This window comes from Streptomyces sp. WAC04114 (assembly GCF_019733245.1).
GTDB classification, from domain to species: Bacteria; Actinomycetota; Actinomycetes; order Streptomycetales; family Streptomycetaceae; genus Streptomyces; species Streptomyces massasporeus_A.
Genome location: NZ_JAIGQA010000139.1, coordinates 1 through 22,603, shown reverse-complemented (window position 1 = coordinate 22,603; position 22,603 = coordinate 1). Strand labels below are relative to the sequence as shown.

The 22,603-nt window shown below is 72.1% G+C and carries 19 protein-coding genes; 5 read left to right on the top strand and 14 right to left on the bottom strand.

Annotation, left to right across the window (positions count from 1 at the left end; translation table 11 throughout):
* The coding region (locus K4G64_RS28645; RefSeq protein WP_221758872.1) for a PP2C family protein-serine/threonine phosphatase at window positions 1-1,149 on the top strand (1,149 nt) is incomplete at its 5' end.
* A gap of 5 nt (window positions 1,150-1,154) precedes the next feature.
* Here the strand turns inward: K4G64_RS28645 and K4G64_RS28640 are convergent.
* Entirely contained in the window at window positions 1,155-2,648 is a 1,494-nt protein-coding gene (locus tag K4G64_RS28640; protein ID WP_221758871.1) for a hypothetical protein, read from the bottom strand.
* Between the two features lie 232 nt (window positions 2,649-2,880).
* Between K4G64_RS28640 and K4G64_RS28635 the strand changes: the two genes are divergently transcribed.
* Complete coding sequence (locus K4G64_RS28635; RefSeq protein ID WP_221758870.1) at window positions 2,881-4,020, top strand: aminoglycoside phosphotransferase family protein; 1,140 nt, start codon at window positions 2,881-2,883, stop codon at window positions 4,018-4,020.
* A gap of 70 nt (window positions 4,021-4,090) precedes the next feature.
* Here K4G64_RS28635 and K4G64_RS28630 read toward each other — a convergent pair whose 3' ends face one another.
* The 8 genes from K4G64_RS28630 to K4G64_RS28595 form a co-directional block, all read right to left on the bottom strand.
* On the bottom strand, window positions 4,091-4,588 hold the full coding sequence (locus K4G64_RS28630) for a hypothetical protein (protein ID WP_221758869.1): 498 nt from the start codon (window positions 4,586-4,588) through the stop codon (window positions 4,091-4,093).
* Between the two features lie 116 nt (window positions 4,589-4,704).
* Window positions 4,705-5,379 carry an ABATE domain-containing protein gene (locus tag K4G64_RS28625; protein WP_221758868.1) on the bottom strand — a complete coding sequence of 225 codons (675 nt, stop codon included), beginning with the start codon at window positions 5,377-5,379 and terminating at the stop codon, window positions 4,705-4,707.
* Between the two features lie 40 nt (window positions 5,380-5,419).
* A complete protein-coding gene (locus tag K4G64_RS28620; RefSeq protein WP_221758867.1) occupies window positions 5,420-6,322 on the bottom strand; it encodes a universal stress protein in 903 nt (300 codons plus the stop codon).
* Window positions 6,323-6,483: 161 nt separating this feature from the next.
* Window positions 6,484-6,726, bottom strand: a complete 243-nt coding sequence (locus K4G64_RS28615) for a DUF397 domain-containing protein (RefSeq protein ID WP_031141375.1) — start codon at window positions 6,724-6,726, stop codon at window positions 6,484-6,486.
* 82 nt (window positions 6,727-6,808) lie between these two features.
* Window positions 6,809-7,975, bottom strand: a complete 1,167-nt coding sequence (locus tag K4G64_RS28610; RefSeq protein ID WP_221758866.1) for a thiolase domain-containing protein — start codon at window positions 7,973-7,975, stop codon at window positions 6,809-6,811.
* On the bottom strand, window positions 7,972-9,036 hold the full coding sequence (locus K4G64_RS28605; protein WP_221758865.1) for a thiolase domain-containing protein: 1,065 nt from the start codon (window positions 9,034-9,036) through the stop codon (window positions 7,972-7,974). The genes K4G64_RS28610 and K4G64_RS28605 overlap by 4 nt, the downstream gene beginning before the upstream one ends.
* Window positions 9,033-9,983: a Zn-ribbon domain-containing OB-fold protein gene (locus K4G64_RS28600; RefSeq protein WP_221758864.1), complete on the bottom strand. Its 951-nt coding sequence runs from the start codon at window positions 9,981-9,983 to the stop codon at window positions 9,033-9,035. The genes K4G64_RS28605 and K4G64_RS28600 overlap by 4 nt, the downstream gene beginning before the upstream one ends.
* Before the next feature lie 117 nt (window positions 9,984-10,100).
* On the bottom strand, window positions 10,101-10,901 hold the full coding sequence (locus tag K4G64_RS28595) for a crotonase/enoyl-CoA hydratase family protein (RefSeq protein WP_221758863.1): 801 nt from the start codon (window positions 10,899-10,901) through the stop codon (window positions 10,101-10,103).
* A 175-nt stretch (window positions 10,902-11,076) separates the two neighbouring features.
* Here K4G64_RS28595 and K4G64_RS28590 point away from each other — a divergent pair, with 175 nt between their 5' ends.
* On the top strand, window positions 11,077-12,696 hold the full coding sequence (locus tag K4G64_RS28590) for an acyl-CoA synthetase (RefSeq protein WP_221758862.1): 1,620 nt from the start codon (window positions 11,077-11,079) through the stop codon (window positions 12,694-12,696).
* Window positions 12,697-12,811: 115 nt separating this feature from the next.
* Window positions 12,812-14,620, top strand: a complete 1,809-nt coding sequence (locus tag K4G64_RS28585) for a sulfatase (protein WP_221758861.1) — start codon at window positions 12,812-12,814, stop codon at window positions 14,618-14,620.
* Here the strand turns inward: K4G64_RS28585 and K4G64_RS28580 are convergent.
* The 5 genes from K4G64_RS28580 to K4G64_RS28560 form a co-directional block, all read right to left on the bottom strand.
* Window positions 14,592-15,314, bottom strand: coding sequence for an alpha/beta fold hydrolase (locus tag K4G64_RS28580; RefSeq protein WP_221758860.1), 723 nt, complete (start codon window positions 15,312-15,314; stop codon window positions 14,592-14,594). The genes K4G64_RS28585 and K4G64_RS28580 overlap by 29 nt on opposite strands.
* Window positions 15,315-15,388: 74 nt before the next feature.
* A complete protein-coding gene (locus K4G64_RS28575) occupies window positions 15,389-16,222 on the bottom strand; it encodes an alpha/beta fold hydrolase (RefSeq protein ID WP_221758859.1) in 834 nt (277 codons plus the stop codon).
* Window positions 16,223-16,282: 60 nt separating this feature from the next.
* Window positions 16,283-17,785: an acyl-CoA synthetase gene (locus K4G64_RS28570; protein WP_221758858.1), complete on the bottom strand. Its 1,503-nt coding sequence runs from the start codon at window positions 17,783-17,785 to the stop codon at window positions 16,283-16,285.
* Between the two features lie 138 nt (window positions 17,786-17,923).
* On the bottom strand, window positions 17,924-19,474 hold the full coding sequence (locus tag K4G64_RS28565; RefSeq protein WP_221758857.1) for an acyl-CoA synthetase: 1,551 nt from the start codon (window positions 19,472-19,474) through the stop codon (window positions 17,924-17,926).
* Window positions 19,471-20,583, bottom strand: coding sequence for a nitronate monooxygenase family protein (locus tag K4G64_RS28560; protein ID WP_221758856.1), 1,113 nt, complete (start codon window positions 20,581-20,583; stop codon window positions 19,471-19,473). Before K4G64_RS28560 ends, K4G64_RS28565 begins: the two co-directional genes overlap by 4 nt.
* 159 nt (window positions 20,584-20,742) lie before the next feature.
* Between K4G64_RS28560 and K4G64_RS28555 the strand changes: the two genes are divergently transcribed.
* Window positions 20,743-22,521: a serine hydrolase gene (locus K4G64_RS28555; RefSeq protein WP_221758855.1), complete on the top strand. Its 1,779-nt coding sequence runs from the start codon at window positions 20,743-20,745 to the stop codon at window positions 22,519-22,521.
* Window positions 22,522-22,603 lie beyond the last annotated feature (82 nt).

The window sequence follows — 22,603 nt, the reverse complement described above, 5'->3', positions numbered from 1 at the left end:
CCCCCCGCCCCCGCGCAGGGCTCCCTGCTCAGCCGGGTCGGCAGCGCCGAGTGGAACCTGCTGACGGACGAGGCCAGTTGGTCCGGGGAGCTCTACCAGATCCTGGGCCGCGACCCGGCCGCTCCCCCGCTCACCCTCGACGAACTGCCGTCGCTGGTGGTGGACGAGGACCGGCCGAAACTGACGGCGATGGTCACCAACTGCCTCGTCGACGCCCGCCCCATCGACGGCGAGTTCCGCATCGCCCGCCGCGGCGGCGACGTACGGACCGTGCACATGATGGGCGAACCGGTGCTCGACACCGACGGCAGCACCGCCTCGATGTGGGCCGTGCTGCGCGACGTCAGCGAACTGCGCCGCAGCCAGCGGGCGGTGAGCGAGACCCGTGACTCGCTCCACCACCGGCAGGAGGCCGTGCGGAGCGAACAGCGGCTCGCGGTCGAGCTGCAGGAGGCCGTGCTGCCGCCGTGGCGGGGCTCCCTGCGGCTCCCGCACCGAGGCCCCAGGACCCTCGACCTCGCGTCCCAGCATCTGCCGGCGTCCGCGCACACGATGATCGGCGGCGACTGGTACGACGCGCTCGAACTGACCGACGGCGAAACGCTCCTCAGCGTCGGTGATCTCACCGGCCAGGGAGTCGGCGTCACCTCGAACATGACCATGCTGCTCGGTGCCGTGCGCGGCATGGCCATGGCCGGTGCCCAGCCGGGACAGTTGATGGCCTGGCTGAACCAGTTACTCGACGCCACCGTGCAACCCGCCCTGGGCAGCGCCGTCTGCTGCCGCTACCGGCCCGCCGGCCGCACCCTGGTGTGGGCGCAGGCCGGACACCCCGCCCCGCTGCTGTTCCGCGACGGGACGGGGCGCGCGCTGAACGCACCGGACGGCGTCCTGCTCGGCGCCACCTCGGGCGCCGTCTACGGGCAGGCCGAAGAGACGCTCCAGGTGGGCGACCTGCTGCTCCTGCACACCGACGGGCTGGTACCCGGGCACACCGGGTCGGCGGCCGCGAACCTCCTCCTCGGCCTGGCATCACGCCTGACCGGGGACCGCACCGCGGAGGACTGCGTACGGACCGTGGTCGAGGAGTTCGGCGCGAGCCAGCGCGAGGACAACGCCTGTGTGCTCGTCGCCAGGGTCATGTCTTAGGAATCTCAGGCCTGTGCGCGGTTGCCGCCCCTGCCCTTCGTCTTCGGCAGGGCGAGCTTGATCTCCTCCCTCAGCTCCTGGATCTTCGGGTAGCCGGAGTACTCCGCGGTGAGCCGGTACATCTGGCGGAGCCGGTCCCAGGTGCGGTGGGAGGAGTTGGATCCCATCGACACCAGGGCCAGCCGCGCGTACCGGTCCGCCTGTTCGGGGTCGTCGGCGATGAAGCAGGCCGACGCCATCGACAGATAGTCGAAGATCTTCGACCGCTGCCGGCCGTCGACGCGCAGGGCGAGGGCCTTCTCCGCGTAGTGCTGGGCATGGGCGGCCGCGCCCGGCTCGAACTCGGCGAGCGTGCGGTAGGCCAGGGCCTGCATGCCGTAGAGGTCCTCCTCCTTGAAGGTCTGCATCCAGTCCGGCGGCGGCACGTCGGCCTTGTCGGAGACGAAGAGGTCCTCCGCCCGCCCGAGCGTGCGGCGCATCGCCTGGCCCTTGCCCATGGAGGCCTGCGCCCAGGCCTCGATGGTGTAGAGCATCGCCCGGGTGCGGGGCAGCACCTCGTCACCGGAGCCGGAGGTGGCGAGCTTCATCAGGTCCAGGGCGTCGTCCGGCCGGCCCAGGTGCACCATCTGGCGGGCCGCGCGGGACAGTGCCTCACCCGCGCGGGGCCGGTCCCCGCCCTCTCTGGCCGCGTGCGCGGCGATGACGAAGTACTTCTGGGCCGTGGGCTCCAGGCCGACGTCGTGCGACATCCAGCCCGCGAGGACGGCGAGGTTGGCGGCGACGCCCCACAGGCGCCGCTGGAGGTGGGGTGGGTGGCGGTAGGCGAGCATGCCGCCCACCTCGTTGAGCTGGCCCACCACGGCCTTGCGCTGGAGCCCGCCGCCGCGGGCCGCGTCCCAGGCGCGGAACACCTCGACCGAGCGCTCCAGTTCCTCGATCTCCTGCGACCCGATGGGGGCGGCCTCGTAACGGTCGAACCCAGCGGGGTCGGCGTGCAGGGGGTGGTCGAGGTCGGGGGCGTCGGCAGCCAGGGAAGGGTCGGAGTGCAGCCAGTCGTACATGGCGTTGCTGAGTGCGGATCCCGCGGCGAGCGCGGCGCCCGCGCCCACCAAGCCGCGTCGGTTGAGCATGAGGTCCATTCCCGTGAATTCGGTGAGGACCGCAGCCGTCCGCTCGGGCGCCCACGGCACACCGTCGGGAGCATCGTCGCTCCCTCCGCCCTGCCGTTTCCCCGCACGCCCGTGCCGGACCAGACCGAGGTCCTCGATGGTCACGACACGGCCGAGACGCTCGGTGAACAGAGCCGCCAGTACCCGCGGCACCGGATCGCGCGGGATCTCTCCCGTGTCGATCCACCGCCGCACCCGGGAGGTGTCGGTCGACAGCTGGGGATGGCCCATGGCCGCCGCCTGCCGGTTGACCAGCCTCGCGAGTTCGCCCTTGGACCAGCCGGCCAGGCCGAACAGGTCCGCGAGCCGGGTGTTGGGTTGTCCGCTCACGTCAAGCCCCCAGGTTCTCGGCTGAGTTGACAGTAGCCCGGGGAGACTTGCCGGGCGACTATTCGCCAGGGTTCGCCAGGGTGCGCCAGATGGTGTGCCACGGGCCATCCGGTGTCAGGTAGGAAAGCGCCACCCCGACCCGGTCGCCAGGGACACTCCCCAGGGTTCCCCCGGGCGTCCGGGCCGGGTGGTGCGCTGTCGTCGCAGGCACACGAAGGGATCTGTTTCGCCCATGTACGCAGCATCGTCCTCCGTGTCCGCACCGCCCCGGTCGCTGCACCCGCGTCCCGCGGACAGCGGCCCCTACCTCGCCCCCGCGCGGCCGGCGGCCCCCGTGCTCGGTGCGGGCAGGGCTCGGCGCGGCGCGGTCCTCGGCACCCAACCGCTCAGCGGGAGACTCGACTTGTCCGGCCCCCAGGGCGCGCAGCTGCGCACGGCGATCGCGTCCGTGCACCGCATCTGCCCGGAGTTCGCCCCGGTGCAGGTCCTGCGCCGCAACGGACGGTCCGTGCTCCTGGTCGGCACGACCGGTCGCAGCACGGCTGTCGCCAAGTGTTTACTGGACCACTCCCCCGCCTGGTCCGAGCGGATCCGCCACGAGATAGCGGCATACCGCTCGTTCGTCCGGCACCGCCCACCCGTGCGGGCGCCGAGACTGATCGCGGCGGACCCGGACAACTGCACCCTGGTGATCGAGCGCATGCCCGGCCGGGTGGCGGCGCTCCAGCGGCACCCTGCCGAGGCGCCGCCCCGGGCGGACATCAGAGCGGCACTCGGCGCGATCTGCCGGCTCAACGCCTGGCGGCCGCCGGCGGGCACCTTCGACGCCCCACTCGACTACGCGGCCCGGATCTCCCGGTACCACGAGCTGGGCCTGCTCACCGACCGGGACCTGGGCGACCTGCAGAAGCTGCTGCACGGCATCGCACAGGCGGCCGGGCGGCAGGGCATGGGCCAGTTCTGCCACGGCGACGCGCTGTTGTCGAACATTCTCCTGTCACCGGCCGGTCCAGTGCTGGTGGATTGGGAGCATGCGGGCTGGTACCTGCCGGGCTACGACCTGGCGACGCTGTGGTCGGTGCTCGGGGACGCACCGGTCGCCCGTCGTCAGATCAGCCAGATCGCGCAGTCGGCGGGGCCGGCGTCCAGGGATGCCTTCCTGGTGAATCTGATGCTGGTGCTGACCCGTGAGATCCGGACCTACGAGACGGCCGTGCAGCGTTCGATGCACGACGCGGCCCCGGCGGCACCGGGCGCGGCCCACCCGGGTGCTGCGCCGACCGGCGAGGAGCAGAGGCTGCTGCTGCGGCGGCTGCACGACGACTGCCAGTTGGCCCGGCGCGCCGTGCGCGCGGCGGTCGGCACTCGCTGACGGGGACGAAAGGGCCGCTGTACACCTGTTCCGGTGTACAGCGGCCCTTTCGCGTGTGGTCGGTTCCGGCTCAGCCCTGCTGGAAGAGTTCCGCCGGGAGCGGTTTGAGGAGGGTGTAGAGGTCGTCGGTGATGGGGCGGTCCCAGGCTGCGATGGTCACCAGGACGTTGTCGCTGCGGTCGAACTGCACGCAGGAGATCCGGCTCTCGGAGAGCTTCACGCGGCGCACGATCAGAAGGTTGTCGCCCTGCATCACCGGTACGTCCTCGGTGCTGACGACGGTGACCTCCTCGTCGTTCTCCAGCGCCAGCAGCAGCTGGGCCACCTCGAAGGGGACCTGGCCCTCTTCGACCTCGCGGGCCGGGGAGCCCTCGGGCAGATTGCCGATGATCATCGCGGGGCCTCGGCCGCCGAACAGGTCGTAGCGCAGGAAGACGCCCTGGCAGGTCCCGTCGGGCGCAGGGAGCAGTCCCGCACCGAGGTTGCCGGGCCAGTCGCCCGGGTCCATGGCCAGTACGTCGAAGTCGGGCCCGGCGGGAGTGGCGCTGCGGCGGCGGAGGAACGACATGTCGCCCATGGTACGTGGCCCGGCCTGCGAAGTGCGGGGCGGGCGGCGCGCCGGGGGGCCGCGTGGTCGTCCTGTGGCGGGGCGGTGTCAGGCCGCCCGGACGGTACCGGCCGGGTCTACGCCGTCGCCTTGTGCCGTTGGTGGTGGCGGGCCACCCGGGCGCGGTTGCCGCAGGAGGGCTTGCACCACTCCTGGCGCGGGTGCTCCTTGAGGAAGTACCGCACGCAGCGCGGCGCGTGGCAGGCCCGCAGCCGGTCGCGCTCAGGACTCGCCAGGAACGCGATCACGGCCTGGGCGAGGGCCGCGGCCGGGTCGTCGGCGGTTCGGACGGCCTTTTGGTGGACGAGCGGGGTGGCGCCTTCGGGCCAGTCCAGGACCGGCACGGTGGGGGTGCGGGCCGCCGCCTCGTTCAGCTGCCGCACCGCTTCCTCCGGGGGCATGAGGCGGGCCGCGTCCGCGGGGCTCGGTTCGCCGGGGCGGACGGCGCGGGCGAAGAGCGCGCGGACGGCGGCCCGCAGCTCGCGGACGGCGGCGAGCTGCGCGGCATCGGCGGTGAACCCGCCCCCCGCGCCCTCGGCCCCCCGCGGGGCCGTGCCGGTCGTGGAGCTCTCGCGGTGATCGTCGGTCCGGTCGGTCGCGGTGCCAGGAAGGAGTTCGGGATGGACCCGGACCCACTCGGTCAGGCCCGCCGGGTCGGTCAGGTCGTCGGTGACGCCGCCATTGCCGTCGTGGCGGAGGGTGAGGGCCAGGTCCAGGGCGAGCCGGGCGTCCCTGCTGATCGGTTCCCGCATGCGGCTGATGATAGGGCCGGCCGCATCCATGACGGCCGGGTCAGTCCTGCGCGGGCGACGGCGGGACCACGGCGACGGGGGCGACGGCATGCAGCAGCACGGCGTGGGTGACCGAGCCCATCATGCGAACGGGTGAGAGCAGACGCCGCCGGTGCCGGCCCACCACGACGAGGTCGGCGTCCCGGGAGGCCGCGACGAGAAAGCCGGCCGCGTCGCCCGCCGCCGGGACCAGCTCGACCGGGACGTCCGGGTGCCGCTCGCGGTACGGGGCGAGGAAGCCGTCGGCGAGGACGCGGATCTCGTCCTCGATGACGTCCTGGTCGACGATCGTCGGGGGCATCTCGCCGGGCATCGTCCAGGGCTGCGCGGGCCACGGGTAGGCGGCGACCGCCTGGAGCCGGGCGCCACGCCGGGTGGCCTCGGCGAAGGCGAACTCGAGCGTGGCCTCGTCGGGGCCGTCCACCTTCAGGCCGACGACCACGCGTGATCCGGGGCCGCCCGGTGGCTCGCCGTGGACCTCGCGTCCGGGCCGGGGCACCACGACGACCGGGCATTCGGCGTCGCGGGCGGCGGCCATGCTGTTCGAGCCGAGCACCAGGCTGGCGAAGCCGCCGCGGCCCCGGGAGCCGAGCACCAGCAGCTGGGCGCCGGAGCCCAGCTCGGGCAGGACCGCGCCGACCGCTCCCACCAGGCCCACGTACTCCGTGTCCGGTCGGTCGGGGCGGCCCTCCAGATGGGTGCGGACCTGGTCGAGTACGGGATCGTCCTGCGGGTCCGCGGGCCCGGCGGCGAGCACCTCGGGCTGTACCCAGTGGGCGTACTGGCGTACGTGCGCCACGCGCAGGGGTGCCGCGCGCCGGCAAGCGGCGTCGACGGCCCACTCCAAAGCGCGCAAGCTGTCGTCCGAGCCGTCGACCGCCGCGACGACGGGCAGGGTGCTCATGGGGTCCTCACCTCCGGGAATCGACCGTCCCCTCCCGGGGGCCAGCCTGACTCAGGCGGTGGCTCCGGGAAGATGCCTCAGGTCGCGTGTCCGGAAATGCGGGCGGAACACCCCCGGATCGGCCGTCGGCTTCCGGCCGTCCGGAATGGGTCGCCCCGCCCTCAGGTGAGGTCGAACTCCCCTTCCCGCGCTCCCGACACGAACGCGCCCCACTCGGCGGGTGTGAAGATCAGCGAAGGGCTCTCCGGGCGGGCACTGTTCCGCATGGCGATGAAGCCTTCCACGAAAGCGATCTGGACATCCCCCCGCCCTTGGCTGCTGGACTGCCACTGTGCGTTGGTGAGGTCCAGCTCCGGCTTGTCCCAGCCCGTGAGCGGGCGCTGCTGGGTGGTGGTCTCGGCCACGTCCGTGCTCCTCCCGATTCGTCGTCCGCGGCCAGCCTAGCGATCGTGTCCCACAGCCAACAGGGCACGTGAGGCGGACCTTTCAGGAGTCCGGGGGACGGTCGCCCACCAGCCACATGGAGAAGAACTGCGATCCGCCGCCGTAGGCGTGTCCGAGGACCCTGCGAGCCCCGTCCACCTGGTGTTCTCCGGCCTGCCCGCGCACCTGGAGGGCGGCCTCCGCGAAGCGGATCATGCCGGAGGCGCCGATGGGGTTGGTGGACAGCACACCGCCCGACATGTTGACGGGCAGGTCCCCGTCCAGTTCGGTCACGCCCGCCTCCGTGAGTTTCCAGCCCTCGCCCTCGCCGGCGAAACCGAGGTTCTCCAGCCACATGGGCTCGTACCAGGAGAACGGCACGTAGATCTCGGCGCCGTCGATCTCGCGGCGGGGGTCGGTGATCCCGGCCTGCCGGTAGACGTCGGCGGCGCAGTCCTGCCCGGCCTGCGGGGAGACGAAGTCCTTGCCGGCGAAGAGGGTCGGTTCGCTGCGCATCGCGCCGCCGAGCATCCAGGCGGGCGGGTGCGGGGCGCGGGCGGCTCCGGCGCGGTCGGTGAGGATCATGGCGCAGGCGCCGTCGGAGGAGGGGCAGGTCTCCGAGTAGCGGATCGGGTCCCACAGCATGGGCGAGGCCATGACCTTGTCGAGGGTGATGTCGTGTTCGTGCAGGTGGGCGTAGGGGTTCTTGAGGGCGTTGCGGCGGTCCTTGTAGGCGACGAGGGCGCCGATCGTCTCGGGGGCTCCGCTGCGGCGCATGTAGGCGCGGATGTGCGGGGCGAAGAATCCGCCGGCCCCGGCGAGCAGGGGCTGCTGGAAGGGGATCGGCAGGGACAGCCCCCACATGGCGTTGGACTCGGACTGCTTTTCGAAGGCGAGGGTGAGAACCGTGGCGTGGACGCGGGCCGCGACGAGGTTCGCCGCGACGAGCGCGGTGGAGCCGCCGACCGAGCCGGCGGTGTGCACGCGGAGCATGGGTTTGCCGACGGCGCCGAGGGCGTCGGCGAGGTAGAGCTCCGGCATCATGACGCCCTCGAAGAAGTCGGGGGCCTTGCCGATCACGACGGCGTCGATGTCGGCCCAGGTCAGTTCGGCGTCCCGGAGCGCTCGCCGGGCGGCTTCCCTGACCAGTCCGGCGAGGGAGACGTCCCGGCGTGCGGCGACGTGCCTGGTCTGGCCGATGCCGACGACGGCCACGGGCTCCTTGCTCATCGGGGTTCCCCTTCGAGTACGGCGACCAGGTTCTGCTGGAGGCAGGGGCCGGAGGTGGCGTGGGCGAGGGCGCGGTCGCAGGCGCCGCGGTGGATGCGGGCGGCGGCCTCGCCGATGCGGATCAGGCCGGTGGCCATGATCGGGTTGGCGGCGAGGGCACCGCCGGAGGGATTCACGTCCACGTCCTCGCCCAGCCGGAGGGCCTTGCGCAGGACGATCTCCTGCGCGGTGAAGGGCGCGTGCAGTTCGGCGGTGTCGACGGGACGTTCGAAGGCTCCGGCGCGTTCGGCTGCAAGACGGGTGGAGGGCGAGTCGGTGAGGTCGCGCACGCCGAGGCCATGGGCCTCGATGCGGTGGTCGATGCCGCGGATCCAGGCGGGGCGGGCGCACAGGGCACGGGCCCGGTCCCCCGCCGCGAGGATCACGGCGGCGGCGCCGTCGCCGATGGGCGGGCAGTCGCCGGTGCGCAGGGGCTGTACGAGGTGGTCGCCCTGGGGCACCGGGCCGCGCAGTTGCGCGTGGGGGTTGGTGGTGGCCGCCGCGCGGTTGCGGGAGGCGACGGCTGCGAGGGCGGGCTCGTCGGTGTCGCCGGCGTCGATGAGGGCCTGCGCCTGGAGGGCGGCGAGTGCCACGGAGTCGGGCCAGAGCGGCGCCACGTAGTAGGGGTCGAGCTGGCGGGTCAGGACGTCGCGGACGGAGCCGGGCGAGGACTTGCCGTACGCGTAGACCAGGGCGGTGTCGGCGTCCCCGGTGAGGAGTTTCGTCCAGGCCTCGTACAGGGCCCAGGCGCCGTCCATCTCGACGTGCGACTCGGAGATCGGGGGCCAGGCGCCGACGCCGTCGAGGGCGAGGGTGAAGGAGAAGGCGCGGCCGGCGAGGTAGTCGCTGGAACCCGAGCAGGTGAAGCCGATGTCGGCGGTCTTCAGGCCGGTGGCGTCCAGGACCTCGTGCAGCACCGGCATCAGCATCTCCACCTCGGAGAGCTCGTCGCTGGTGCGCCGGTGGACGGTCTGGGCGAAGGCGACGACGGCGATCTCGCGGTCCTGCGGTGCGCTCGTCACAGCAGCTCCTTGTAGGTGTCGTAGTCCGCGTCGGGTTCGCCGGTGGGCCGGTAGTGGTCGGGGTAGCGGGCGCCGTCGGTCCACACGGGCTCGACGCGCAGGCCCATGCGGACCTCGTCGTAGGGGATGCCGCCGATCCGGCCGTGCAGCGCCAGGCCGGCGCCGTCGAGGGCGATGTGGGCGTAGACGTACGGCACCTCGATGTCGAGATTCGCCGTATGCGCGGCCTTGATGTTGACGATGCAGAACGTCGTCACGGTGCCGCGCGGACCCACCTCGACCTGTTCGGAGGTCGCCACCCCGCAGGTGGGGCACGCGCCCCTCGGCGGGACGTACACCTTGCGGCAGGACGGACAGCGTTCACCCACGGTGCGCCGGCCGGAGAGGGCGTTGATGTAGGCGGTCTGGGCGCGGCCGGGCGAGTAGGTGTAGTCGAGGCGGGCGGCGGCGACGATGCCGGTGACGGGGTCCTCGAACTCGCCGGTGTGGCCCGCCGGTTCGGCCCGGTGGCCGTCGTGGGGCTCGAAGCAGGCGATGTCGGTGATGGCGCCGGTGCGTTCGCCGGCCCAGCGGATGCGGACCGGCATGCCGGTGTGGACGGCGGCGGGGCCGGGGGCGTCGAGGGCGTGCAGGAGAGCGGTGTCGGCGCCGTCGAGGCGGACCAGGACCCAGGCGAAGGGGGTGGTGAGGGGCTGGCCGCGGCGGGGAGCGGGGTTCCAGGCCCAGGTGGTGACCGTGCCGGTCGGGGCGACTTCGACCAGGTCGTGGAGTTCCTCGGCGGTGACGGGGTCGTACTCGACGGGCGGGACGAGGGTGCGGCCGTCGCGCGTCTTGACTCCGAGGATCACCCGTTCCCGCAGGCCGGTCAGGAAGGCGCTCTGGACCGGGCCGAGGGAGCGGGTGAAGGGAAACTCGACGACGAGCGGCGCCTTGAGAACTGCGGACATCGAGGGCCTGCCTCCTTCGTGATCGGCGTGCACGGGGCGCCCCTGAAGGGCGCGGGGAACTGTGCGCTCGGCCACCGACGACCCGCGGCTCGACAACCGGCCACCTCCGGCACAGCGCTACGCGCGCTTGTAGAGGGGTGGTCGCTTCTCGGCGAAGGCCCGGGCGCCTTCCTTGGCGTCGGCGGTGTCGAAGACGGGCCAGCCCCGGGTGAGTTCGGCGGCGAGGCCGTCGGACTCGGTCATCTCGGCGGTCTCGTAGACCGAGGCCTTGACGGCCTCCACGGCCAGTGGCCCGCAGGCATTGATCTGCTCGGCGATCTCCAGCGCCTTGTCCCGTGCGGTGCCGTCGGGGACGACGTGGCCGACCAGGCCGATGGCGGCGGCCTCGCGGGCGCTGTAGGGGCGGCCGGTGAGGAGCATCTCCAGGGCGTGGGTGCGCGGGATCTGGCGTGGCAGGCGGACGGTGGAGCCGCCGATGGGGAACAGGCCGCGCTTCACCTCGAACAGGCCGAAGGTCGCGGACTCCGCTGCCACGCGGATGTCGGTGCCCTGGAGCATCTCGGTGCCGCCCGCCACGCAGTACCCCTCGACGGCGGCGATCACCGGCTTGCGCGGGCGGTGGTGGCGCAGCATGGCCTTCCAGTGCAGGTCGGGGTCGGCCTTGAGCCGGTCGCGGTACTCCTCACCGGCCATGCCGTTGCCGGCGAGGGCCTTGAGGTCCATGCCGGAGCAGAACGAGCCGCCCGCGCCGGTGAGGACGACCGAGCGGACGGAGTCGTCCGCGTCGGCCTCCAGCCATCCGTCGTGGAGGCCGACGAGCATCGGCAGTGAGAGCGCGTTCCTGGCTTCCGGCCGGTTGAGTGTGAGCACCAGTGTGGCGCCTTCGCGCTGCACGGTGAGGTGTTCCGTCCCACCCATGGCGAACTCCCCTCTCATGGAACGAGAACAGGTTGCAGTAGGGCGGGTGGCACTTCAAGGGTTTTCTGACAGTCAGTCAGATTCTTTCGCGCGAGCCCTTCACAGTTGGACCGCCCTTTGCTCTGATGACGGGCGAACCGTCCGATACCAGGCATGCCCGGGGTCAGGAGGAGCGGTGGAGTACAACCTTGCCGACCTGTTCGAGTCGGTCGTCGACGTCGTTCCCGGCCATGAGGCGCTGGTGTACGCCGACCTCCCGGGCACGGGCGCGGAGCGCCGCCTGACGTACGCGGAGCTCGACGCGGCGGCCGACCGCGTCGGCCACCATCTGCTCGGCAGCGGGATACGCCCCGGTGAGCATCTCGGGCTCCACCTCTACAACGGCGTGGAGTACCTGCAGACGGTGCTGGGCTGCCTCAAGGCGCGGATCGTCCCCGTCAACGTCAACTACCGCTATGTCGAAGAGGAGTTGGTGTACCTCTACCGGGACGCGGACCTGGCGGCGCTGGTCTTCGACGCGGAGTTCACCGACCGGGTGGCGGCGGCGCGCCCCCGGGCGGAGAAGCTGCGGCACCTGATCCGGGTGGGGGCTCCCGCGCCGGGGGCGGCGGAGCTCGTCTGTGTGGAGTTCGCACAGGTGGAGGCCCTGGGTGCGCCCGGGCGGGGTTTCCCGGCCCGCTCGCCCGACGACCAGTTCATCATCTACACCGGGGGCACGACCGGCATGCCCAAGGGGGTGATGTGGCGGCAGGAGGACCTGTTCTTCGCGGGCCTCGGCGGCGGCGCCCCGACCGGTGAGCCGGTGAAGAAGCCGGAGGAGCTGGCGGAGCGGGTCGCGGCCGGCGGTGCGGGGATCACGTTCTTCCCGACGGCTCCGCTGATGCACGGCACCTCCACCCTCACGGCGTTCATCGGCTTCAACTTCGGGCAGCGGGTGGTGATCCATCGCAAGTTCGTGCCCGAGGAGGTGCTGCGGACCGTGGAGAAGGAGCGGGTCAGCAGCATCTCGCTGGTGGGCGACGCGATGCTGCGGCCGCTGATCGACGCTCTGAGCGGACCGCTGCGGCACATCGACCGCTCGTCGCTGTTCAGCGTGTCCTCGTCCGGCGCGATCCTGTCGGACACGGTGCGCAGGCAGTTCCAGGAGCTGGTGCCGAACGCCATGCTGCTGAACAACTTCGGCTCCTCGGAATCGGGCTTCAACGGGACGGCGACCGAGGACTCCGGCCCCGAGCGCGGCTTCCGGGTGCGGGTCAACGCCCGCACCCAGGTGGTCGACCCGGCCACCCGCGAGCCGGTGGCGGCCGGCGAGGTGGGGCGCGTCGCCCAGTGCGGACACGTGCCGCTGGGCTACTACAACGACCCCGCCAAGACCGCCGCCACCTTCTTCGAGAAGGACGGCGAGCGCTGGGTACTGCTCGGCGACATGGCCACCGTCGACGAGGAGGGCGTGGTCACGGTCCTCGGCCGTGGCTCGCAGTGCATCAACACCGGCGGCGAGAAGGTGTACCCGGAAGAGGTCGAACAGGCCCTCAAATCCCACCCGGACGTCTACGACGCGCTGGTGGCCGGGGTGCCGGACGCCCGGTGGGGCCACCATGTGGCGGCCGTGGTGCAACTGCGCGCGGGCGCGGCGCCGCCCTCGCTCCAGGACATCCAGACCCACTGCCGTGACCGGCTCGCCGGCTACAAGATCCCGCGCCGGCTGGTGATCACCGCGTCGATCCGGCGGTCGCCGAGCGGAAAGGCGGACTACCGGTGGGCGCGCGAGGTGGCGGCGACGGCGGACGGGTGAATCTCCGGCCGGGCCGTTGAACCTAAGGTGACGTGCGGACGTACTGGTGGTGGCGGGCTCGCTCACCCGAGCTCCGTTCGCCATGCCAGCAGGACCGCACGGAAGGAACCACCGGGTGTCGCTCTTCACTCGCTCCCGTCAGCTTTCGGACGACACGGCCGAGGGCGGGGCGAAATCCGATGGAGACAGCGGCACGGCGGATCCGGTGGACAGCACCGCTACCGACGACGCCCCTGAGATCGCCGCCCCGGCACAGCAGCCCCCGGCGACCAAGCCCGGCTGGTTCGGCTGGCGGCGTCGCCACCCCCGTACGGCACGCGGCGTCTCCGTCGGTACGACCGTGCTGGCCGGTGCCCTGGTGCTGTTCGCGCTGCTCGTGCCGAACCGGATCGAGCGCATCGAGTTCATGTCGTTCGTGCGCATCCCCGCCGAGGGCGTGCTGCTCGCCGGGCTGCTGCTCGCGCTGCCGCCGAAGCCCCGGCGCATCACGGCGGTCGTCACGGGCATGTTCCTGGGCCTGGTCACGGTGCTCAAGTTCGTCGACATGGGCTTCTACCAGATCCTGGCCCGGCCCTTCGATCTGGTCCTGGACTGGATCCTGATCGAGAACGGCACGGACTTCCTGAAGGAGACGTTCGGCCGCACCGGCCAGGTCCTGGCCGTGACCGGCGTGATCGTCCTGTTCGTCGCGCTGCTCGTTCTCACGACGCTCGCGGTGGTGCGGCTGACGAACCTGATGGTCCGGCACCGGCCCGTCGCCGGCCGTACGGTCCTGATCCTCGGCACGGCGTGGATCACCTGCATGACCCTGGGCGTGCAGATCGGTACCGTGCCGGTCGCCACCAAGGGCAACGCCGAGTTCCTGGGCAACCGGGTGGAGCAGGTGCGTGCGGGGCTCGCGGACGCCCGGGTCTTCGAGAAGCAGGCCTCGAAGGACGCCTTCGCGAAGACACCGCCCGACCAGCTGCTCACGGGGCTGCGCGGCAAGGACGTCCTGTTCACCTTCATCGAGAGCTACGGCAGGGTGGCGATCGACGACCCGGCGATGGCGCAGCAGACCGACGCCGTACTCAAGGAAGGCACCGGCAGGCTCAAGGCGGCCGGGTTCGAGTCGCGCAGCGGCTGGCTGGAGTCGCCGGTGACGGGCGCGGGCAGCTGGCTCGCCCACTCGACGTTCCTGTCCGGGCTGTGGATCAAGAACCAGCAGCGGTACCGCAATCTGACCACGAGCGATCGCATGACGCTGACGAACTACTTCGGCAAGACCGGGGCCTGGCGGACCGTCGGCGTCGTGCCGGGGGTGCGGCGGGCCTGGCCGGAGGGCAAGTACTTCGGCCTGGACCACATCTACGACTCCGAGCACCTCGGCTACCACGGCCCGTACTTCAGCTGGACGCCCGTGCCCGACCAGTTCAGCATGGAGGCCTTCGAGCGGCTGGAGCACGGCAAGAAGAACCGTGACCCGATCATGGCCGAAATCATCCTGGCCTCCAGCCACAACCCCTGGTCCCCCATCGCCCACATGATCGACTGGGAGGACCTCGGCGACGGCTCGGTGTTCCACCGGATCAAGAAGGAAGGCACCAACCCCACCGAGGTCTGGAAGGACCCGGAGAAGGTGCGCGCGGAGTACCGCAAGGCCATCGAGTACTCGATCCGCAGCCTCACCGAGTGGGTCGAGCGCTACGGCGACGACGACACGGTGCTGGTCTTCCTCGGTGACCACCAGCCGGTGCCGACCGTCACCGCCGGGGACACCGGCAAGGACGTGCCGGTGACGATCGTCGCCCACGACAAGAAGGTCCTGGACCGGGTCGCCGACTGGGGCTGGACGGACGGCCTCAAGCCGGCCGAGGACGCGCCCCGGTGGGGCATGGACAAGTTCCGCGACCGCTTCATGACGGCGTACGGGCCGCAGGGCTGAGGAACTCCGCCACGGCCGCGAGGAACTCCTCCGGGCGGGTCTCGTGCACGAGATGCCCCGCGTCGAGGGTGATGTGCCGGGCGTCGGGGAGCAGTTCGGCGAACGCGGCGATCTGCTCCTGCGGGATCGGGCTGCTCGGCCCGCCACCGATCAGCAGCGTGGGCATGGTGATCCGGCCCATGTGGTCCCACCACAGGGGATTCGGTGCGTTGCGCTGTTCGTCGGTGGCGAGGATCATCGCCCAGTCGTACGGAGTCTCCCCGCCGGGCCGTTCGGCGGGTGGGCGCGGCGGGTCCAGCGGGAAGGGCGCGGGCACGTCCTCCAGGACGAGCCGGCGCACGAGCCCCGGGCTGCGCTGGGCGAGCAGGTAGGCGACGGCGCCGCCGAGCGAGTGGCCCACGATGTCGGCGCGGTCGATGCCGAGCACGCCGAGGAGGGCGTGGATGTCGTCGCGCATGGTCTCGTACGCGTATCCGCCGGGCCGGTCGCTCCGGCCGTGTCCGCGCAGATCGGGGGCGTACACACGGCGGGGTCCGGTGGGCCCGGTGGCCAGAGCCGGGGCGATCGGAGCCCAGTCGGCGCCGTCGGCCCCACGGGCGTGCAGCAGCACGAGGGGCTCCGCGTCCGCCGGCCCCCAGACGCGGTAGGCCTGCGTGATGCCGTTCGCCTGCGCGGTGCGGGGTGTTGAGTCCATGCCGGGCACGGTAGGCGAAGAGTGCCCGGGAGCCGGGTCCGCTCTGCCGACGGCAGAGGCGCCGGCGTCCGTGGTCAGGAGAAGAAGGCGGCCACCCGCCGCGTGAACGCTTGCGGGTCGTCGAGCCACGGGTAGTGCCCCGCTCCCGGCTGCACCGCGAACTCGGCCTCCGGGAAGGCGTCCGCGGCACGCCGGGCGAGTGAGGGATCCGGACCGCCGTCGACCTCACCGGCCAGGACGAGCGCGGGAGTTCTCACCCGGGCCAGCGCACTCCGCGTCGCGGCAGGGTCGTAGGCGCCGTCACCGCCGTAGACCTCCGCCGCCTCGTCGTTGGTCTCGCTCTCCTCGCGGTCGGCGTGAGCCCGGGCGGTGTCGTCCCAGCGCCCGTGGAAGAACGGGACAAACACCGGATCGAACTCACCGGTGCCGTCCAGCCAGGCCTCGAACGCCGGGAACGCGTCCGGGAACCAGGGTTCCGACGCCCGCAGTCGTGCTGCCGCAAGCCGGTCCGCGGCCGTGGCCGGCAGCCCCAGTGCCCACGGGATGGCGGTGACCAGGGCCAGCCGTCCCAGCCGCTCCGGATGACGGGCCGCGTACAGCATGGCCAGACTGCCGCCCGCAGAGTGCGCGAGCAGGTCCATCCGCTCCAGTCCCAGATGGCTCCGCAGCGCCTCGACGTCGTCCACGAGCCGGTCACAGCGGTACGTCCCCGGATCCGCCGGTTTCTCGGACTCCCCCGTGCCGCGCAGGTCGAGGAGTACCAACTGCCGGTGGGCGTCCAGTCCGCCCAGGTCTCCCAGGTAGGCGGAGGCCCGCATGGGCCCGCCGGGCAGCACGACGAGCGGCTCGCCCGCACCGCGCAGGTGGTAGGCCAGTCGGGTCCCGTCCGGGGCACTGAAGATCGGCATGCCGTCGATCCTCGCGTCCGGGGCCGGTCCGGCACAACCCGGTTCTCCGGGCCGTGGGCGCTACCCGTTCCCGAGGTCATTCCGCAGTTCCCGCTTGAGGATCTTCCCGCTGGCGTTGCGCGGGAGTTCGTCCACGAACACCACACGTTTCGGGGCCTTGAAGGGGGCGAGTCGTTCGCGGACGTGGTCGATCAGTTCCGTCTCCGAGACCTCGCCGCGCGGGACGACCACGGCTGTCACCGCCTCGATCCAGCGCTCGTCCGGCAGGCCCACCACCGCGGCCTCGGCGACGCCGGGGTGGGTGTACAGGGCGTCCTCGACCTGGCGTGAGGCGATGACGACACCGCCGGAGTTGATGACGTCCTTGACCCGGTCGACGATCGTGAAGTAGCCGTGCGCGTCGCGTACCGCGAGGTCGCCGGAGCGGAACCAGCCGTCGCGGAAGGCCTCGGCGGTCTCCTCGGGCTTGTCCCAGTAGCCGTCGCACAGTTGGGGGGATCGGTAGACGATCTCGCCGGGGGTGCCGTCGGGGACGTCGTTGCCGTGCTCGTCGACCACGCGGGCGTCGACGAACAGGACGGGCCGGCCACAGGAGTCCAGGCGGCCCTTGTGTTCGCCGGGTGCGAGAACCGTGGCCAGCGGGCCGATCTCGCTCTGCCCGAAGCAGTTGTAGAAGGCCAGGCCGGGCAGGCGCTCCCGCAGCCGTTCGAGCACCGGGACCGGCATGATCGACGCGCCGTAGTACGCCTTGCGCAGGCCACTCAGGTCGCGGGTGGCGAAGTCGGGGCGGTTGGACAGGGCGATCCAGACGGTGGGCGGCGCGAAGAGGCTGTCCGCGCGGCCCGCCTCGATCAGGTCGAAGAGCCGGTCGCCGTCGGGTGCGTCGAGGATGATGTTCGTCGCGCCGACGGCGAGGTAGGGCAGCAGGAAGACGTGCATCTGCGCCGAGTGGTACAGCGGCAGGGAGTGCGCGGGGCGGTCGCCCGCACTCAGGTCGAGGGCGGTGATCGCGCTCAGGTACTCGTGCACCAGGGCCCGGTGCGTCATCATCGCGCCCTTGGGCAGGGCGGTCGTCCCGGACGTGTACAGCAGTTGCACCAGGTCCTCGCTACGCGGCTCGGGGCCGTCGTACGCGGGCGCCTGCGGCAGCCGTGCGAGCAGCGAGTCGTCCGCGTCACGCAGCGGCAGCGTCCTCACGCCGTCCGGAAGCCGCGCGGCCAGGTCCGGGTCGCTGAGGATCTGGGCGCTGCCGGACTGGCCGACGATGTAGGCGAGGTCGTCGCCGGTGAGGTTCTGGTTGACGGGTACGTGCACCAGCCCCGCGCGGGCGCAGGCGAGGAAGGCGATCAGGTAGGCGTCGGAGTTGTGGCCGTAGGCGCCGACCCGGTCCCCGCGGGTCAGCCCCTGGTCGAGGAGGACGCTCGCCGCGCGGGAGACGGCGGTGTCGAGTTCGTCGTACGTCCAGGTCCGTTCGGCGTACTCCACCGCGACGCGCGCCGGTGTGCGCCGGGCGCTGCGCCGCAGGACTCCGTCGACCGTGCTGCCGTGTCCGGGCGTCGTCATGACACATGATCCTCGGTTCACCGCCCGGAGAGGTCAAGGACCTCGGGCAGGGCGAGAGCCGGGACCGTCCGGAGGGCGAGCGGAGGCCGGCCAAAGGACGACGCCGGCCTTCCCGCTACCAAAGCCGCGGTCGCCGCCTCACACCGGTCGGGTCCGGCCCTCCCAGTACGGCTCCCGCAGCCGCCGCTTGTACAGCTTGCCGTTGGGGTCGCGGGGCATCTCCGCGATGAAGTCGACCGACCTGGGCCGCTTGTACCCGGCGAGCCGGTGGGCGCAGTGGTCGAGGAGGTCGGCCGCGAGGGCGGATCCGGGCCGGTGTCCGGGGGCCGGTTCCACGACCGCCTTGACCTCCTCGCCCCAGTCGTCGTGCGGGATGCCGAAGACGGCGGCGTCGGCGACGGCCGGGTGGGCGAGCAGGGCCGACTCGATCTCGGCCGGGTAGATGTTGACCCCGCCGGAGATGATCAGGTCGATCTTGCGGTCGCGCAGGAAGAGGTAGCCGTCCTCGTCGAGGTGTCCGAGGTCGCCGACGGTGAAGAAGTCTCCGATGCGGTTCCCCCGGGTCTTGGCCTCGTCCTTGTGGTAGGAGAAGCCGCCGGTGTTCATCTTCATGTAGACGGTGCCGAGTTCACCGGGCGGCAGCCGGTTGCCGTCGTCGTCGAAGATCGCGAGTTCGCTGATGGGCCAGGCCTTGCCGACGGTGCCGGGCTTCTTCAGCCAGTCCTCGGCGGTGGCGAAGGCGCCGCCGCCCTCGCTGGCCGCGTAGTACTCCTCCACACAGGGCCCCCACCAGTCGAGCATGGCCCGCTTCACATGGTCGGGGCAGGGCGCGGCCCCGTGGATGGCGTGCCGCATGGAGGAGACGTCGTAGCGGTCCTTCACCTCGCCGGGCAGGGCCAGCAGGCGGTGGAACTGGGTGGGGACCATGTGGGTGTGGGTGCAGCCGTGGGTGTCGATGAGGCGGAGCATCTCCTGGGGCGTCCACTTGTCCATCAGGACCAGCCGGTGGCCGATGTGCAGGGAGGCGCCGGCGAACTGCAGGACGGCCGTGTGGTAGAGCGGCGAGCACACCAGGTGCACGTTGTCGTCGAAGGGCCGGATGCCGAAGATGCCGAGGAAGCCGCCGAGGTAGGCCTCCTCCGGCGGTTTGCCGGGCAGCGGGCGGCGGATGCCGCGGGGGCGGCCGGTGGTGCCCGAGGTGTAGTTCATGACCCAGCCGAGGGTGCGGTCCGCGGGCGCCGACTCGGGCCGGCCGTCGAGGAGTTCGGCGTACGGGCGGAAGCCCTCGACCGTGCCCACGGCGTACCGGTGGGTGCCCGGCAGACCGGCCTCGTCGGCGGCGGCGCGGGCCGCGTCGGCGAAGCGCTCGTGGGCGAGGAGCACCTTGGCGCCGGAATCGGAGACGATCCAGGCGATCTCCGGTCCGACCAGGTGGTGGTTGACGGGGACGAGGTAGAACCCGGCCTGGCTGGCGGCCAGATAGGCGGTGAGGAACTCGACGCCGTTGGGCAGGACCACGGCGAAGGTGTCGCCGCGTCGCAGCCCGGCGTCGCGCAGGCCGTGCACGAGCCGGTTGGCGGCGGTGTGCAGGCGTCCGGCGGTCCACTCCTCGCCGTCGGGTGCGACGAGCACCTTCCGGTCGGGGTGCTGTGCGGCCTGGGCCCAGAAGCCCACGGGGGGTGTGCTCACGACGGTCCGCTCCTTCCGGCGATGCGGTTGACGCGGTCCACGGCCTGCTCGAAGCCGCGGGTGAGGTCGTCGAAGACGGCCTGGACGCTGCGTTCGCTGTTCATCCGGCCGACGATCTGCCCGACCGGGGTGCCGAGCAGCGGGTCGACCTCGTACTTCTGAATGCGTGAGACGGCCTCGGCGACCAGCAGCCCTTGCAGGGGCATGGGCAGGGTGCCCGGCCCGGCCGGGTCGTCCCAGGCGTCGGTCCACTCGGTGCGCAACTGGCGTGCCGGTTTGCCGGTCAGGGCGCGGGAGCGGACGGTGTCGCCGGAGCCGGCCGCGAGGAGTTTGCGGGTCAGGGCGGGCGAGTGGAGGTCGGCTTCCGTGGTGGTCAGCCACAGGGAGCCGAGCCACACGCCTTGGGCGCCGAGGGTGAGTGCGGCGGCCACCTGCTGTCCGCTGCCGATGCCGCCGGCGGCCAGGACGGGCATCGGGGCGACGGCGTCGACGACCTCGGGGGTGAGCACCATGGAGGCGATCTCGCCGGTGTGGCCGCCCGCCTCGTAGCCCTGCGCCACGACGATGTCGATTCCGGCGTCCCGGTGCTTGCGGGCGTGCCGGGCGCTGCCCGCGAGTGCGGCGACGAGGACCTCCCGGTCGTGGGCGCGGGCGATGACGTCGGCGGGCGGGGAGCCGAGGGCGTTGGCCAGGAGCCGGATCGGGTAGTCGAAGGCGACGTCGAGCTGGCTGCGGGCGACCTGCTCCATCCAGCCGGTGATGCGCCAGCCAGCGGCCTCGCCCTCGGCGAGTTCGGGCACGCCGTACTTGGCGAGGGTGTCCCGGACGAACTGCCGGTGCCCTTCGGGGATCATCGCCTCGACATCGGCTTCCGTCACGCCCTCGACCTTCTTCGCCGGCATGACGACGTCCAGGCCGTAGGGCCTGCCGTCGACGTGTGCCTCGATCCAGTCCAGGTCGCGTGTGAGCTCGTCGGGGTCGGTGTAGCGGACCGCGCCGAGCACGCCGAAGCCGCCGGCCCGGCTGATGGCCGCGGCGACGGCCGGGAACGGCGTGAAGCCGAAGACGGCGTGCTCGATTCCCAGTGTCTGGCTCAGCTCCGTCTGCATGGGCGCAGGATGCCGGAGTCCCCCGGAGGACGGAAGGGGTTTTCTGATGCTTCGTCAGATTCAGAACCCGGTGGGTTGCCGCGCGCGGTCTATGGGCGGAGGCGGGCGGCGGACATACTTCATGGGACAGGCGAGTCGGCAGAGGCGAAGGGGTACGCGGTGACCGACAGAGCGGCGAGCGACCTGACCCGGCGTCAACTGGGCAGAGCGGGACTGGCCCTGGGCGGTGCGCTCGCACTCGCCCCGTTGCCCGCCGGGCCCGCCGGGGCGTCCCCGGCGACGACCGGCCACCACCCCACCCTGCGGCACGGTTCCGCCGCACGCGCCGGTCTGCTCTCCTCCCACCTGCGCCGGCTCGTCACCGATGCGGAGGCGTTCCTCGTCCCCTCCCCCAAGCACCCCTGGTACGCGGGCGCCGTCCTGCTCGCCGGACGCGGCGGCACGGTCGCCCTGCACCGGCCCATCGGCATGGCGGTGCGCTACCGGGCCTACGACGAGAAGACCGACACCGGCGTCGAGTTCCCGCCCGGCGAGCAGATCCCGATGGCCGAGGACACCGTGTTCGACCTGGCATCGGTGTCGAAGCTGTTCACCTCGATCCTCGCCGTGCAGCAGATCGAGCGGGGCGCACTGAAGCTGGAGGCGAAGGTCGCCTCGTACCTGCCGGACTTCTCCCGCGCGGGCAAGCAGGACATCACGATCCGTCAGCTCCTCACCCACACCTCGGGATTCCGCGCCTGGATCCCGCTGTACAGCGCGCCGAGTCACGAGGAGAAGCTCCAGCTCATCTGGAACGAGAAGCCCGTCAGCGCGCCCGGCACGGCCTATCTGTACTCGGACCTGAACCTCATCTCGCTCCAGCTCGTGCTGGAACGCGTCACGGGCCGGGCCCTGGACGTCCTGCTCCGGGACGAGATCACCGCGCCGCTCGGCCTGCGCCGCACCCGCTACAACCCGCCCGCGTCCTGGCGGCCGAAGATCGCGGCCACGGAGGACGCGCGGGCCCCGTGGTCCGGCCTGGAGCGGGGCCTGGTGTGGGGCGAGGTGCACGACGAGAACGCGTTCAGCCTGGGCGGCGTCGCGGGTCACGCGGGCGTGTTCTCCGACGCGTGGGACCTGGCGGTCCTCGGCCGTGCGCTGCTCAACGGCGGTGTCTACGGGCGGGAGCGGATCCTGACGCCGGAGTCGGTGGAGCTGATGTTCACCGACTTCAACACCGCCTTCCCCGGGGACGAGCACGGCCTCGGTTTCGAGCTCTACCAGCACTGGTACATGGGCGCGATGGCCACACCCCGCACCGCCGGGCACACCGGCTTCACGGGCACCTCGCTGGTGCTCGACCCGACGACGGACTCGTTCCTGGTCGTCCTCGGCAACTCGGTCCACCCGGTGCGCAGTTGGCGGTCCGGGTCGGCGCCCAGGGTGGCCGCGGCGAACAACATGGCACGGGCCGCGCCGGTCCGGCCGGCGCGGGGACGCACGGCCTGGTTCTCCGGGATGGCGGTCAACACCACGGCGGCCCTCTCGCTCCCCGCCCTGGACACGTCCGCCGGCCGGGCCCGGCTGCGCTGCGCCCTGTGGTGGGACACCGAGCCCAAGGCTGACGCCCTGGTCCTGGAGGCCACGACCGACGGCGGCACGACCTGGCAGCCGGTGCCCTTCACGACGTCCCGCCGCGGCCAGGACCCCGAGCAGCACCCGTCGGGCTCCGTCACCGGCTGGTCCGGCCGCGTCTGGCACCGGCTCACCGCCGACCTCCCGGCCGCGCGGGAGCTCGCCCTGCGCTGGCGCTACGCGACGGACCGGCTCTACGTCGGACGCGGATGCTACGTGGACGGACTGCGCGTGGAGGCGGCCGGGGGCGTCCTGTTCGACGAGGCGCGCCCGGCGGACGCGGCGCTCCTCAAGGCAGTGGGGTGGACGCGGGAGGCCGACTGAGCGGTTCACCCGGGGGTGTTCTCCAGCACCGCCATGGCCGCGTTGTGTCCCGGAACCCCGCTGACCCCGCCCCCTCGCACCG

Bases quoted from the DNA above. Each gene is read 5' to 3' on its own strand.
- K4G64_RS28630 (WP_221758869.1), bottom strand. From the start codon at position 4,588: ATGTCGTTCCTCCGCCGCCGCAGCGCCACTCCCGCCGGGCCCGACTTC.
- K4G64_RS28610 (WP_221758866.1), bottom strand. From the start codon at position 7,975: ATGAGCAAGGAGCCCGTGGCCGTCGTCGGCATCGGCCAGACCAGGCAC.
- K4G64_RS28575 (WP_221758859.1), bottom strand. From the start codon at position 16,222: ATGCCGATCTTCAGTGCCCCGGACGGGACCCGACTGGCCTACCACCTG.
- K4G64_RS28595 (WP_221758863.1), bottom strand. From the start codon at position 10,901: ATGGGTGGGACGGAACACCTCACCGTGCAGCGCGAAGGCGCCACACTG.
- K4G64_RS28570 (WP_221758858.1), bottom strand. From the start codon at position 17,785: ATGACGACGCCCGGACACGGCAGCACGGTCGACGGAGTCCTGCGGCGC.
- K4G64_RS28625 (WP_221758868.1), bottom strand. From the start codon at position 5,379: ATGCGGGAACCGATCAGCAGGGACGCCCGGCTCGCCCTGGACCTGGCC.
- K4G64_RS28620 (WP_221758867.1), bottom strand. From the start codon at position 6,322: ATGAGCACCCTGCCCGTCGTCGCGGCGGTCGACGGCTCGGACGACAGC.
- K4G64_RS28580 (WP_221758860.1), bottom strand. From the start codon at position 15,314: ATGGACTCAACACCCCGCACCGCGCAGGCGAACGGCATCACGCAGGCC.
- K4G64_RS28560 (WP_221758856.1), bottom strand. From the start codon at position 20,583: ATGCAGACGGAGCTGAGCCAGACACTGGGAATCGAGCACGCCGTCTTC.
- K4G64_RS28600 (WP_221758864.1), bottom strand. From the start codon at position 9,983: ATGTCCGCAGTTCTCAAGGCGCCGCTCGTCGTCGAGTTTCCCTTCACC.
- K4G64_RS28635 (WP_221758870.1), top strand. From the start codon at position 2,881: ATGTACGCAGCATCGTCCTCCGTGTCCGCACCGCCCCGGTCGCTGCAC.